Genomic DNA, 12,990 nt, shown 5'->3' with positions numbered 1-12,990 from the left:
TGGTCAGCGACACCGGCAAACACGTGGTGATCCGGCCCATGGCCTATGTGCCCGAAAAAGACCTGATCAAGTGGGCCCAGGTGCGCGACTTCCCCATCATTCCGTGCACCTTGTGCGGTAGCCAGCAGAACCTGCAGCGTGTGCAGGTCGGCAACATGCTGCGCGAGTGGGACAAAAAGTTTCCCGGCCGCCTGGAGAACATGTTCACCTCGCTGCAAAACGTGGTGCCTTCGCACCTGATGGACGGCAAGCAGCACGACTTCAAGGGCATACGCAGCACCGGCATGCCGGACCCGGACGGCGACAAGGCCTTTGATGAAGAAGAATTTGTCGAACCGGCGCGGCCCGGACTGGCGGTGGTGTCCCTGAGCTGACCGTGAATACTTTTGTGCATGGAGGCCTTATGAAACGAGCACTGACAGCTATCATTTTTGCAGCAACCCTGGTGGGACTGCTGGGCGGTTGCGCGAGCACCCGCGTGGTCGAGAGCGAGGTCAACAGCTTTGCCCGCTGGGCGCCGGGGCCGCCCGCGCCGGGCAGCAGCTACCGCTTCGAGCGTTTGCTCTCGCAGCAGGTGGACGCCTCCCAGGCCCGGCTCGAAAGCCTGGCCCAGGCCGCGCTGGGCAGGGTGGGCCTGCAGCACAACCCGCCAGCGGCAGTTTTCAGTGTGCAGGTCAGCGCCAGCTCCCAGCCCATGCTGCGTTCGCGCTGGGACGGCGGCTACCCGTATGGCAGTCCGAACATCTTCATCGGCGGCGGTAGCGGCGTGGGTGTCAGCGGCGTGGGTGTGGGTTTCGGTTTCGGTTTTCCGCTGGGCGGCATGGACACGCCGATTTACCGGCGCGAAATCAGCATCGTGATGCGCGAGCTGCGCAGCAACATCGCCGTGTATGAAACGCGTGCGGTCAGCGAGGAACCCTGGCTGGACACCGACCCGGTGCTGTCGGCCATGCTGGACGCCGCGCTGCGCGGCTTTCCGGTGCCACCGGCCGGTCCGCGCCGTGTTAGCGTCGAGATCAAGCCTTGAGCGAATCCGCGCGCGTGCTGGCGATACGCCACGGCGAAACCACCTGGAATGTGGATACGCGCATCCAGGGCCAGCTTGATGTCGGGCTCAACGACACCGGTCGCTGGCAGGCCGAGCGCCTGGCCCGTGCGCTGGCGGAGGAACCCATACACGCGATTTACGCCAGCGACCTCGGGCGCGCCCATGAAACGGCCATGGCGATCAGCCGCGTCACCGGTGTGGCGGTGACCGCCGAACAGGGCCTGCGCGAACGTCATTTCGGCGAGTTTCAGGGCAAGACCTTTGCCGAGATTGAATCCGTCCTGCCCGAGCAGGCCAGACTCTGGCGCACGCGCGACCCGGCCTTTGCCCCGACCGGCGGCGAGTCGCTGCTGCAACTGCGCGAACGGGTGGTCGCCACCGCCGAAAAACTTGCGGCGCGCCATGCCGGTGAACTGATCGTGCTGGTCGGCCACGGCGGCGTGATGGACGTGTTGTACCGGGCCGCAACGCGGCTGGACATCCAGGCGCCACGCACCTGGGCGCTGGGCAATGCGGCCATCAACCGCCTGCTCTGGACGCCGGAGGGTTTCACGCTGGTGGGCTGGGCCGACACCCAGCACCTGGACAACAACAACTCCCTCGATGAAACGACCACCTGATGCACCTGCTGTCTGACATTCTGGGCCGCCCCGCCGCGGCCATCGACACCCCCGCGCTGGTGATTGACCTCGATGCCATGGAGCGCAACCTGGAGCGCATGGCGGCGTTCGCGGCGCAGCACGACGTGATGCTGCGGCCACACGCCAAGATGCACAAAAGTGCCACCCTGGCCAGGCTGCAGATGGCCCGCGGCGCGGTTGGCGTCTGCGTCCAGAAGACCTCGGAAGCCGAGGCGCTGGCGGCGCTTGGCGTGAACAACATCTACATCAGCAACGAGGTGGTCTCGCCCTTCAAGCTGAAGCGCGTGGTGACGGTTGCCAGGGAGCTGCAGGCCCTGGGCGGCCAGCTGGCCATCGCGGTCGACAGCGCCGAAGGCCTGCGCCGGCTGGCCCAGGCCGCGCACGGCCAGCCCGCCGCCCTGCTTCGCGTTTTCATCGAAATCGACGTCGGTCATGGGCGCTGCGGCGTCGCTCCCGGCCCAGCCGCCGTGGCGCTGGCCGATGAGTTGGCCGTGCACCCGGCGCTGCAGTTTGGCGGCCTGCAGGCCTACCATGGCCGCGCCCAGCATCTGCGCACCGTGGCCGAACGGCAGGCGGCGATTGCGCAGGTGATCACCCATGTGCAGACCACCCGCGCAGCGCTGCAGGCGGCCGGCCACGCGGTGCCGCTGGTCACCGGCGCAGGCACCGGAACCTTTGCGCTGGAAACCGCCAGCGGCGTCTATGGCGAGTTGCAGGCAGGCTCCTACCTGTTCATGGACCGCGACTACGCCGACAACGAACGCGATCCGGCGCAGCCGCAGTTTGAACACGCGCTGTTCGTCAAAAGCCAGGTCATGAGTGTCTGCGCCAGCCATGCGGTGGTGGACGCCGGGCACAAAAGCCATGCGATTGATTCCGGCCTGCCCGCAGTGCACGGCCTGGCGCTGGACTACGCCAACGGCGGCGACGAACACGGCATTCTTCGCGGCGCGCAGCTGCCGGCGCTGGGCGACACGGTGTGGCTGATCCCCGGCCACTGCGACCCGACCATCAACCTGCACGAGCACCTGCTGGGCGTGCGCGGCGGCCTGGAACATGGCACGGTCGAGCAGATCATCAGGGTTGATGCCAGAGGCGCTTTGACCTGAGCTGCGCCAAAATGGCAGGATGACCCCCAGCCAGATCATCGTCCTTGCCACCCCCGTTTTCTTTCTGCTGATCGCCATCGAGTTCGCGTGGGGTTACGCCAAGGGCCGCAACACCTACCGCCTGAACGACGCCATCAACAGCATCAGCCTGGGCATGCTGAGCCAGATCAGCGCAGTGTTCACCCGGTTGTTTCGCGTCGGCATTTACACCGCCATTTATTCGTCGGTGGCGCTTTTCCCTGACCAGGCCTTCTGGACCACCTGGTACGGCTGGCTGATCGCCCTGGTGTTTTACGACTTCTGCTACTACTGGCTGCACCGCGCCGGCCATGAAAGCGCGGTCTTCTGGGCAGCGCATGTGGTGCACCACCAGAGCCAGGACTACAACCTGTCCACCGCTCTGCGCCAGACCAGCAGCGGCGCCCTGCTTGGATGGATTTTTTATGTGCCGATGGCGATTGCCGGCGTGCCGCCGCTGGTGTTCGGTGTGGTGGTCCTGATCGACCTGCTCTACCAGTTCTGGGTGCACACCGAACATGTGCCCAGGCTCGGCTGGTTTGACCGCTGGTTCTGCTCGCCGTCCAATCACCGTGTGCACCACGCGGTCAACGACAACTACCTTGACAAAAACTACGGCGGCATCCTGATCGTCTGGGACCGCCTCTTCGGCAGCTTCAAGGAAGAAGACGAGAAATGTGTGTATGGCACCCGCAGCCCGCTCAACAGCTGGGACCCGCTGTGGTCCAACACCGAGGTCTACTGGGCGCTGGCCAAAGACTCCTGGCACGCCAGCAACTGGGGCGACAAGCTGCGCGTCTGGTTCAAGCCGCCCGGCTGGCGCCCGGCAGACGTGGCCGCTCGTTTTCCCAAGCCGCCTTTTGACATCGCGCGGCTGCAGCGTTTCCACCCGCCCATGAGCCGCCCCCTGATGTGGTTTGGCGCCGTGCAGTTTGCCGCGCTGCTGCAGGGCGTCGCCCTGTTTCTCTGGTACGCCGACAGCCTGCCGGCGTCGCAGTCGGCCCTCTGGCTGGCGGTGCTGGCCACCGGGCTCTGGGCAGTGGGCGCCGCGCTGCAAGGGCGCCTGAGCATGACCGAGGTGCTGCTGATCGAAGCCGCCGCGCTGGCAACCGCCACCAGCGCCCTGGGGCTGGGGGAACTGCACCGTGTGTTCAAGCCGCTGGCGCTTTGTTTCGCTCTTGTTTTTGTAGCTGCCCGCGCTTACCCCATAAGGGCTGCAGGTCGATTTGATCTGTATCTTTTGACGGGACTGGCATTTTCACTGGCCGGTGACGTCTTCCTGATGTTTCCCGGCTTTTTCATTCCGGGCCTGCTGTCTTTCCTGGTGGCGCACCTGTTTTACATCGCCCTGTTCAAGCAGACCCAGGCCTGGTTCCCGAGCCGGCGCGCACTGGTGGCCACCTTGGGCATTGGCACGCTGATGTACGCCTTTCTGTTCAACGGGCTCAACCCGGTGCTGCGTTTTGCGGTGGCCGCCTATGTGATCGTGATTGCACTGATGGCCGCGCAGGCCATTGGGCGGGCCACCGTGCTGCGCGACAAGGCTGCACTGGGCATGGCCTTCGGCGCGGGGTTTTTCATGCTCAGTGACGCACTGCTGGCCACCAACAAGTTCGCCCAGCCCCTGCCCCTGGCGCAGCTGTGGGTGCTGAGCACCTACTACATCGCGCAGATTTTGATCGTGCACCACGCGCGGCCTGCCACGTCCGGGCGACGGGATAGCTGAAGTGGCGGCCGCAAGGCGATTCTTGCGACGATATGAGGTGCATCCGTCGGTGCAGGCCTACAGAAGGCGGCCCCGCGGGTTTCTATGCTTTTGCATTTCAACAGGAGTTTTCATGCAAGAGCCATCTACCGACCGCCACCCCATCAGCAACCTTGAATATGACTGGATCACGCTGATCCAGAACAAGGCGCAGGCGCTCATGGCCTACGACCAGTACATCAAGGATGCCGAGCAGGCCGGCTCCGCCGAATGCGCCGCTTTTTTCCGGAAAGTACATGACAGCGACAAGGCCCAGTTGGCCGAGGCCAAGGGCCATCTGGTGGCCGTGCTCCAGGGAAAAATGGGCAAGTAGGCCCCCGACGCGCTCCGGCCGAACGTGCCGGAGCAGTCAGTCTGCCTGACACCACCGGCCAGACGCCGGGCACACACTGGCCGGTGCGCCGTTCAGCCAGACTTGCTCATCGCCCAGCAGCAAGGCGGTCGAAGGGTCGATGTCGAAGCTGATCCCCAACGCACGCCCAAGAGCGGCGTTTTCAATCGGAAGCTCCCAGGTCAGAAACACCAGACTGCACTCCCGCCCCGCTGGAAAATCGCCCGCATCAAAGCCAGCACTGCTGCGCTCGATCACGGCATGCGGCTGACCGGTATCGAAGACCACTACCGTGCCCCGGCGCAAGGCAATGCGGTGACCGCTCGCCGGAAAATGCAGGTCCAGACCCTTGTCTTCGCTCAGGAAGAGATTGCAGAAGGCCGCGCCGCCATACTGCGCGCCGTCATGGTGGTACCTCGCGCCGCGGCAGGCCATCAGGGCAAGGTCGCAAGCTGCAAGCTCCTCGTCCAGGCCCAAGGTGTGCATCCAATCCGACACCGCCTGCACGCAGCGCCGGTAGTCCGGCCAGCGCGCCCGCGCTCGCACCAAAGGCAAGGCCTCGACGTCACCGGGTTCCAGTTCCAGGTGCAACAAGATCTCCCTTTCCCAGTCGGCCACCAGACTGGCAGGCGGCGCCGGCACATCGACCGTGCCCGACAGCACGACATCACTGACGCTGCGGCTGCGCATGACATTGGCACTGCGGAAATAGGAAGCGAGGCCGTCGCGCGCGCGATTGAGTTGAAGGGGAACGCTCATCTGCACCAAGTGTAGTCAGGCGGTATGAGCCCCTTGACGAAGATGCGGTCGCAGAGATGGCCTGAATACGCCAGTTGCCTGAGAATGGCATGCCTTGGACTGAAATCGTAAGGGCGGCTTTGTCAAATGAAACAGGCGTGTATAAACTCGCAGGCAATCAAAGCTAACGCCATGACTACAAACATCTTTCTAGATTTTTCTGCGACATGTGATCTGGCAACGCGCCATGTTATTCCGCACTTTTTCGGGATGTATCCAAATTAGGCCGTGCATGGAAGCAATTCGCTTGCGTGAAGCAGGAAGACGGGACTACCGCGATCCCGTGCCCTTTCTGAGGCGCCTACGCTTCATTGAGCATCGGCTTCTGGTCGAGCCGGTGAACGCTGAGGTGAGGTCTCTGCGGACGAACAGGCTCAAAGAATGGCGGGAGGCTCGGATCGGCGCACTGTTCTGCCATGGAATGAGCGAACGAACAGGCCGGAAGGTTTTCTTATCGAAAGGAGAGTTTGAAGACGCTGATTTCGTTGGTATGTGGTTCGATGGCGATGTTCAGAACTTCGCGCCGGTTCAGATAAAGGAGCTGGTTCCTGAGGAGAGGAATGCCCGGGTTACGCTCGATGCGCTGGTGAAAGGCCTGTCCGTGTACAGCGGTCGCAAGGACCTCACCGTACTAATTCACTTGAACAGACGAATTCATTTCAAGCCCGAGTCCCTGGTGCTCCCACCTCAGCTCCCCATTGCAGCCCTATGGGTTCTCGCCTGCACCGATCCAACTCACTCGGAATGGGCTATTTGGGGGAACTTCCTTGAACAGGTGGAGGGCACGAGGTTCGCGTACCCGACCTGACAGGTCGTATATAGACTTCCTCACGCCAAGAGCTTGATCGATAGTTCGGCTTTGTGGGAAGCGCCTGCAGTCGTATATCCGGCATCTAAAGTGGGCTCTGTGGTGGCCCGTGCTGAATCGGCGTGGGGTGAGCCCGGTTGGCCATGAGGGTCCATCAATCTCGTCGCAACGGGTGATGCGTGTTCAAAGCTTCTTCCTGGTGACGGCGGCTCGGATGTTCAGGCAGTCAACGATGCCTGCGGATCAGCTGGCTGGCGTGTGGGCGACTGCTTCATCCCGCGCAATCCGCCCGTCGATCAGCTCCACCAGCCGGTCGCAGCGGGCGGCCAGGCGCGGGTCGTGGGTGACGACCACAAAGGTGGTGCCGAGTTCGACGTGCATGCGCCGCAGCTGCACAAACACCTCGTCGGACGAGGCGGTGTCAAGGTTGCCGGTGGGTTCGTCGGCCAGCACCAGTGCCGGCTCCATGACCAGCGCCCGGGCAATGGCCACGCGCTGCTGCATGCCGCCCGACAGCTCGCCCGGCCGCTTGTCCATGGCCTTGGCCAAGCCCACCGAGGCCAGCAGCGCGCGGGCATGCTCGCGTTGCCTGGTACTGACGCGGCCCTCCCGCATCAGCGCCGGCAAGGTGACGTTTTCGAGCGCGGTGAAGGCAGGCAGCAGATGATGGAACTGGAACACAAAGCCCAGGGTGCTGCGCCGCAACATCGTCAGGGCGGCATCGTCCAGGCCAAACACCTCTTCGCCCTGCAGCCGGTAGCTGCCGGCCGTCATGCCTTCGAGCAGGCCGACGATGTTGAGCAGCGTGCTTTTGCCCGAGCCCGAGGGGCCGATCAGCGCGATGAATTCGCCGCGCTGCACTTGCAGCGCAACGCCGTGCAGGATCTCGGCCTGGCTGGGCAGGCCGAGGTTGTAACTCTTGCGCACGTCACGCATCTCGATCAGCGCACGGGAGTCGACGGCAGTGCTCATGGGCTCACATCCGGATGGCTTGCGCCGGGTCCAGCGCGGCGGCGCGGCGCGCCGGTGCCACCGCCGCCAGCACGCCGCACACGGTGGCGACCAGCGCCACCTGCAGGGCGGTGGACAGCGGCAGGCCAATCACAAACAGCGGCAACCCGTCGGAGCCGCGCACAAATTTTGTGAAGAGCCAGATCATGGCCACCGCCAGCGCGATGCCAAGCACCGAGCCCAGGGCGCCGACCACCGCGCCCTGCACCAGAAAGAGCCGCAGAATCTGCCCGCGCGTGGCGCCCATGGCGCGCAGGATGCCGATTTCGCGTCGCTTTTGCACGACCGACACGACCAGCACGCTGGCAATGCCCAGCACCACCACCACCAGTACCACCCCGCGTATCAGCGAGGTGCTGACCGACTGGGCGTTGAGGGCCGACACCAGCTGCGCATTGCTCTCCTGCCAGCTTTCAATCTTGTAGGGAAACTGCCGGCGCAGCTCACCGGCCAGGTCCTGGGCCGACCAGACATCCTTCACGGTCAGGTCCAGGCTGGTGGCGCCGCCGGGCAGGCCCAGCAGGTTTTGCGCCGCGCGCAGCGGCACGATGACGGTGCGCCGGTTCAGGTCCTTGATGCCCAGATCCACCAACGCGGTGACACGCACCGAGTCGCTGACCAGGCCGGTCTGCACGGTCAGGCGGTCGCCGGCGCGCACGCCCAGGTCGGCCGCCAGTTCCTTGCCCACGATGGCCTCGCCGGGCGCCAGCCGCGCGGTGCCGCTGATCACCTTGCCGCGCAGGCCGACGACCCGGTCGTAGCGGTCCAGGTCCACACCCATCAGCGCAATCGCCTGGGTGGCTTCGCCGCGCAGGGCCAGGCCGGCGCCCGACACCATGGGGGACACGCCGGCAATGCCGGGCAGGGCCTCAAGCAGCGGCACCAGCGCCTGCCAGTTGGCCACGGAGCGCAGGCGCTGCGCGCGCGGCTGGGTGTCGGTCAGTGCGGTGGTGCCCGGCACGGCCGGCCAGGCGGGCGTGACGATGTCGTCGGGCGCACGCACGCTGATGTGCGCCTGTGCGCCCAGGGTTTTGGTCAGGGTGCTTTGCTGCAGGCCGCTGATCAACGCGGAGATGTAGGCAATGACCGCCACGCCGGCCGCCACGCCAACAATGATGAGCACGGTCTGCATGCGCCCCTCGCGCAGGAAACGCAGCGCCACGCGCCATTCAAAACCGAGCCCGGGGATCATGCGGTGGCAGACGTTTCAGCGCCCCATGGCGTTGGACATGGCCGAGCCCGCTTCGGACGTGGCGGCGGCCCTGGCGACTGGCTGCCCGGGCGTCCAGGCCACGGGGCGTGCGCGAATCCGGGCGCCGGCCGGCACGCTGCCGCCCAGCAGCACGGCGTCACCTTCAGCCAGTCCCTCCAGCACCTCGACCGCGTCCAGCGTGCGCAAGCCCAGGCGCAGCTTGCGCTCTTGGGCGCGCCCCGCGTCGGCGACCAGCACCGTCGCGGTGGTGGCTGAGGGCTGTGTGCGCAGGGCGCTCAACGGCAGCACCAAGGCGCGTTCGCGCCGGCCGGTTTCGACCTCGACCGACAGCGTCATGTCTTCGCGCAAAAAGGCCGGGGCCTGCTGCTCGAGCGCGAACTTGATTTCGATCGCGCCGCGCTGCGCATCCACTGCGGGGGCAATTGACAACACGCGGGCGGCAAAGCGCTGGTCGGCAAAAGCATCGGCCACCACGGCCGCCTTCTGCCCCGGTTGCAACTGGTCAAGAAAACGTTCGTCCACCTGCGCCGTCAGCTGCGTGGGGCCGGCCAGCGCCAGACTCATCAGGGCCTTGCCGGGTTGCACAATCTGCCCTGGCTCGACCGCGCGTGTCAATACCCGCGCATCGGTGGGTGCCAGCACAGCGGTTTGTGTCAGGCGGGCACGGGCCGCTGCAGTCGCCGCCCGCACCGAGCCCTGCTGCGCCAGCGCGACATCAACCGCGCGTTGCGCATCATCAAGTTGCGCCGTACTGTAGAACCCCTGCGCCACCAGTGGCTGCACGCGCCGCAAGGTGGCGCGGGCCGCCTGCAGCGTGGCCTCGGCCTGGCGTTCGGCCGCCACGGCCTGGGCCACGGCGGCGCGCAGTTCATCGGTCTCCAGCTGGACCAGCACATCGCCCGCGCGCACCTGTGCACCTTCGTCTACCGCCACCCGCGCCACGCGCCCGGTCACGGTACTGCCGACGTCCACACGCGACAGGGTCGCCACACGGGCAGAAAACTGCAGGGTCCGCACCAGGGGCGCATATCGCAGCTCCAGCACATCCACCCGAGGGCTTTTCTGGACAAACCAGGCCACGCCGGCTGCCCCCACGACGATGGCTACAACCCCCATCCAGATCCAGCCGCGTTTCAGGGAAAGGGTGTGTGCCAGGTTCATGGGGATCTCAGGTTCCGGGTTCAAACAGGCCGGCGCCAGTGCCGGGCGGTGTTACGCCCAGATGCCGGTAGGCCGCCAGCGTGGCAATGCGGCCACGCGGTGTGCGCTGCAGATAACCCTGCTGGATCAGATAGGGCTCGATCACGTCTTCAATCGTGTCGCGCTCTTCGCCGATGCTGGCCGCGATGTTGTCCAGGCCGACCGGGCCGCCGTCAAAACGGTGGATCACGGCTTCGAGCAGCTTGCGGTCCATCACGTCGAAGCCTTGCGGGTCCACGTCCAGCATGGCCAGCGCCTTGTTGGCGATGTCCAGGGTGATGTGGCCTGCGCCCTTGACCTCGGCATAGTCGCGCACGCGGCGCAGCAGGCGGTTGGCAATACGCGGTGTGCCGCGCGAACGACGTGCAATTTCAAAACCGCCGTCTTCGTCCATCGGCACGTGGAGCAGGCCAGCACTGCGCCGCACGATGCGCGCCAGTTCGTCGGCGCTGTAAAACTCCAGCCGCGCGACGATGCCAAAGCGGTCGCGCAGCGGGTTGGTCAGCATGCCGGCGCGGGTGGTGGCGCCCACCAGCGTGAAGGGCTGCAGGTCAAGCTTGATGGAGCGCGCCGCCGGGCCTTCGCCGATCATGATGTCGATCTGGTAATCCTCCAGCGCGGGGTACAAAATTTCCTCGACGACCGGGCTCAGGCGGTGAATCTCGTCGATGAAAAGCACATCGTTTTTTTCGAGATTCGTCAGCAGCGCCGCCAGGTCTTTTGGTTTTTCCAGCACCGGCCCCGAGGTCTGGCGCAGGTTCACGCCCAGTTCGTGCGCAATGATGTGGCTCAGTGTGGTTTTGCCCAGGCCGGGCGGGCCGAACAGCAGCACGTGGTCCATGGCCTCGCTGCGCTTGCGGGCCGCACCGATGAAAATCTCGAGCTGCTCACGCACCTTGGACTGGCCCACATACTCGTCGAACAATTTCGGCCGCAGCGCGCGCTCGATGGCTTCCTCGTTGGGCGAGGCCGGCGTGGCGGACATGACCCGCTTCACGGGCGGCACGCCGGACATGTCGAAGTCGTCCGTTTGAATAGTCATGCTATTTCGCCAGAGCCTTCAGCGCCAGCTTGATGCCGTCGCTGACCCCAATGTCTTTCGGCAGCGCCTTCAGCGCAAGCGCCGCATCGCGGTCGCTGTAACCCAGCGCCACCAGCGCCTGCAGGATGTCGGACTGCGCGTCGTCGGCCACGCTGACCGTGATCCCCATGTCGGCGCCCAGCTTGCCCTTGAGCTCCAGCAACAGGCGTTCGGCCGTCTTCTTGCCGATGCCGGGCACCTTGATGATGCGGCCGGTTTCCTGCTGGGTCACAGCCTGGGCCAGCTCGTCCACACTCATGCCGCTGAGCACGCTGAGCGCGGTGCGCGGGCCGACGCCGGAAATCTTGATCAACTGGCGGAAGGCGGCACGTTCGCTGGCGCTGCCGAAGCCGTAAAGGATCTGCGCGTCCTCGCGCACCACAAAATGGGTCAGCAGCGAGACTTTTTCGCCCAGACCGGGGAGGTTGTAGAAAGTGCTCATGGGCACCAGCACCTCGTAACCCACGCCGTTGCAGTCCACCAGCAGTTCCGGGGGGTTCTTTTCGGCCAGCAGGCCACTTATTCGTCCGATCATGGGCAAATCTTAGCAGTCGTGCCCGCGCGCCCGCTGACTTGAATATCGGGGGACAATCACCCATCTGCCTGTGTCCCGCCGGTTCTGACCGGTCCAACCGTCCGGAAAGCCTGCATTTGATCCTCCGCCACACTTTCACCCCGCCAAACAACACCCGCATGGGCCACCTCTGCGGCCCGATGGACTCGCACATCCGCACCATCGAGGCGGCACTGCAGGTCACGATTGCGCACCGCTTCGAACAGTTCAAGATCGACGGGCCCAAAGCCAAGGCCCAGCAGGCGCTGGAGGTGTTGCAGGCGCTGTATGAAATGGCGCAGCGGCCGATTCCTGAGGAAACCGTGCAACTCATGCTGGCCGGCGACACCGCGCTGAGCATCGCCCCCGACGGCGCCATGGCGCTGTCCACCCGCCGCGCCGACCTGCGCGCGCGCACTGCCAACCAGGGCGCCTACCTGGAAAACATTGCCACCCACGACATCACCTTCGGCATCGGCCCGGCCGGCACCGGCAAGACCTACCTGGCCGTGGCCTGCGCGGTGGACGCGCTGGAGCGCAGCGCGGTGCAGCGCATCGTGTTGACGCGACCGGCGGTCGAGGCCGGTGAGCGCCTGGGTTTTCTGCCCGGCGACCTGAACCAGAAGGTGGACCCCTACCTGCGCCCGCTCTACGACGCGCTGTATGAGCTGATGGGCTTTGAACGTGTGCAAAAAGCGTTTGAACGCCAGCAGATCGAGATCGCGCCGCTGGCCTTCATGCGCGGGCGTACGCTGAACCATGCCTTTGTGATCCTTGACGAGGCGCAGAACACGACACCCGAGCAGATGAAGATGTTTTTGACACGTATCGGTTTTGGCGCCAAGGCGGTGATCACCGGCGACGTCAGCCAGGTCGATCTGCCGCGCACCCAGCTCAGCGGGCTGATTGATGCCGAACGGGTGCTCAAGCGCGTCAAGGGCATTGCGATTACCCGCCTGACCAGCGCCGACGTGGTGAGGCACCCGCTGGTGGCGCGCATCGTGGACGCCTATGACGGCTACAAGGGAAAAACCCCGGGCATCGACGACGCTATTGATTCGATAGCGCCTGTCGCACGCCCCACAAGGACAAAGAGCCGAAATGGCTCTTGAACAAATGGGGCTCAACCAACTGGGCCTGTCGCTGCAGTTCGGCGACCTCCAGAACGCCCGACGCCACCGCGCCGCCCTGCCGCGCCACAGCGTGGCACGCTGGATACGCCATGCGCTGGTGAACGATGCCGAGATCACGGTGCGCATCGTGGACGCTGAAGAAGGCCAGGCGCTGAACCGCAGTTACCGGCAAAAAGACTACGCCACCAACGTGCTGACCTTCGACTACACACGGGCGCCACTGGTGACGGCCGACCTGGTGCTGTGTGCGCCCGTGGTGGAACGCGAGGCCCGCGAGCAGG

Annotated in this window: 14 protein-coding genes and 1 pseudogene; 9 read left to right on the top strand and 6 right to left on the bottom strand. The window is 65.1% G+C overall.

Features of this window, described 5'->3' with window-relative positions; translation table 11 throughout:
• From PSV33_RS12355 to PSV33_RS12330, 6 genes and pseudogenes are all read left to right on the top strand, one after another.
• A pseudogene (locus PSV33_RS12355) lies at positions 1-374 on the top strand (tRNA 2-thiocytidine(32) synthetase TtcA); the annotation flags it as partial.
• A gap of 29 nt (positions 375-403) precedes the next feature.
• The gene (locus tag PSV33_RS12350) at positions 404-1,027 is read left to right on the top strand and encodes a DUF4136 domain-containing protein (protein WP_300562218.1); all 624 of its coding nucleotides are present in this window, start codon (positions 404-406) and stop codon (positions 1,025-1,027) included.
• Positions 1,024-1,668 (top strand): histidine phosphatase family protein, encoded by a 645-nt coding sequence (locus tag PSV33_RS12345; RefSeq protein ID WP_300562215.1) that lies wholly within the window; start codon positions 1,024-1,026, stop codon positions 1,666-1,668. The genes PSV33_RS12350 and PSV33_RS12345 overlap by 4 nt, the downstream gene beginning before the upstream one ends.
• Complete coding sequence (locus PSV33_RS12340) at positions 1,668-2,798, top strand: DSD1 family PLP-dependent enzyme (protein WP_300562213.1); 1,131 nt, start codon at positions 1,668-1,670, stop codon at positions 2,796-2,798. The genes PSV33_RS12345 and PSV33_RS12340 overlap by 1 nt, the downstream gene beginning before the upstream one ends.
• A 19-nt stretch (positions 2,799-2,817) precedes the next feature.
• On the top strand, positions 2,818-4,542 hold the full coding sequence (locus PSV33_RS12335) for a lysoplasmalogenase family protein (RefSeq protein ID WP_300562210.1): 1,725 nt from the start codon (positions 2,818-2,820) through the stop codon (positions 4,540-4,542).
• 112 nt (positions 4,543-4,654) lie between these two features.
• The gene (locus PSV33_RS12330; RefSeq protein WP_293594350.1) at positions 4,655-4,894 is read left to right on the top strand and encodes a hypothetical protein; all 240 of its coding nucleotides are present in this window, start codon (positions 4,655-4,657) and stop codon (positions 4,892-4,894) included.
• 36 nt (positions 4,895-4,930) lie between these two features.
• On the opposite strand, the gene PSV33_RS12325 is transcribed toward PSV33_RS12330, so the two are convergent.
• Positions 4,931-5,671 (bottom strand): hypothetical protein, encoded by a 741-nt coding sequence (locus tag PSV33_RS12325; RefSeq protein ID WP_300562224.1) that lies wholly within the window; start codon positions 5,669-5,671, stop codon positions 4,931-4,933.
• Between the two features lie 271 nt (positions 5,672-5,942).
• On the opposite strand from PSV33_RS12325, the gene PSV33_RS12320 reads away from it, so the two are divergent.
• Positions 5,943-6,518 carry a hypothetical protein gene (locus PSV33_RS12320; protein ID WP_300562206.1) on the top strand — a complete coding sequence of 192 codons (576 nt, stop codon included), beginning with the start codon at positions 5,943-5,945 and terminating at the stop codon, positions 6,516-6,518.
• 243 nt (positions 6,519-6,761) lie between these two features.
• Here the strand turns inward: PSV33_RS12320 and PSV33_RS12315 are convergent, their stop codons facing one another.
• From PSV33_RS12315 to ruvA, 5 genes are read right to left on the bottom strand one after another with little or no spacing between them, the layout of a single operon-like run.
• On the bottom strand, positions 6,762-7,490 hold the full coding sequence (locus PSV33_RS12315) for an ABC transporter ATP-binding protein (RefSeq protein WP_300562203.1): 729 nt from the start codon (positions 7,488-7,490) through the stop codon (positions 6,762-6,764).
• Between the two features lie 4 nt (positions 7,491-7,494).
• Entirely contained in the window at positions 7,495-8,721 is a 1,227-nt protein-coding gene (locus PSV33_RS12310; protein ID WP_300562200.1) for an FtsX-like permease family protein, read from the bottom strand.
• Positions 8,722-8,736: 15 nt separating this feature from the next.
• A complete protein-coding gene (locus PSV33_RS12305) occupies positions 8,737-9,903 on the bottom strand; it encodes an efflux RND transporter periplasmic adaptor subunit (RefSeq protein ID WP_300562198.1) in 1,167 nt (388 codons plus the stop codon).
• A gap of 7 nt (positions 9,904-9,910) precedes the next feature.
• Positions 9,911-10,984, bottom strand: coding sequence for a Holliday junction branch migration DNA helicase RuvB (gene ruvB / locus PSV33_RS12300; protein WP_300562196.1), 1,074 nt, complete (start codon positions 10,982-10,984; stop codon positions 9,911-9,913).
• A gap of 1 nt (position 10,985) precedes the next feature.
• Positions 10,986-11,558: a Holliday junction branch migration protein RuvA gene (gene ruvA / locus PSV33_RS12295; protein ID WP_300562194.1), complete on the bottom strand. Its 573-nt coding sequence runs from the start codon at positions 11,556-11,558 to the stop codon at positions 10,986-10,988.
• 116 nt (positions 11,559-11,674) lie between these two features.
• On the opposite strand from ruvA, the gene PSV33_RS12290 reads away from it, so the two are divergent.
• Together PSV33_RS12290 and ybeY are read left to right on the top strand one after the other, a co-directional pair.
• Complete coding sequence (locus PSV33_RS12290; RefSeq protein ID WP_300562192.1) at positions 11,675-12,688, top strand: PhoH family protein; 1,014 nt, start codon at positions 11,675-11,677, stop codon at positions 12,686-12,688.
• A 4-nt stretch (positions 12,689-12,692) separates the two neighbouring features.
• The coding region (gene ybeY / locus PSV33_RS12285) for an rRNA maturation RNase YbeY (RefSeq protein WP_300562221.1) at positions 12,693-12,990 on the top strand (298 nt) is incomplete at its 3' end.

This window comes from Polaromonas sp., assembly GCF_029945895.1.
GTDB lineage: Bacteria > Pseudomonadota > Gammaproteobacteria > Burkholderiales > Burkholderiaceae_C > Polaromonas.
This window is presented reverse-complemented; position numbering and strand designations above follow the sequence as displayed.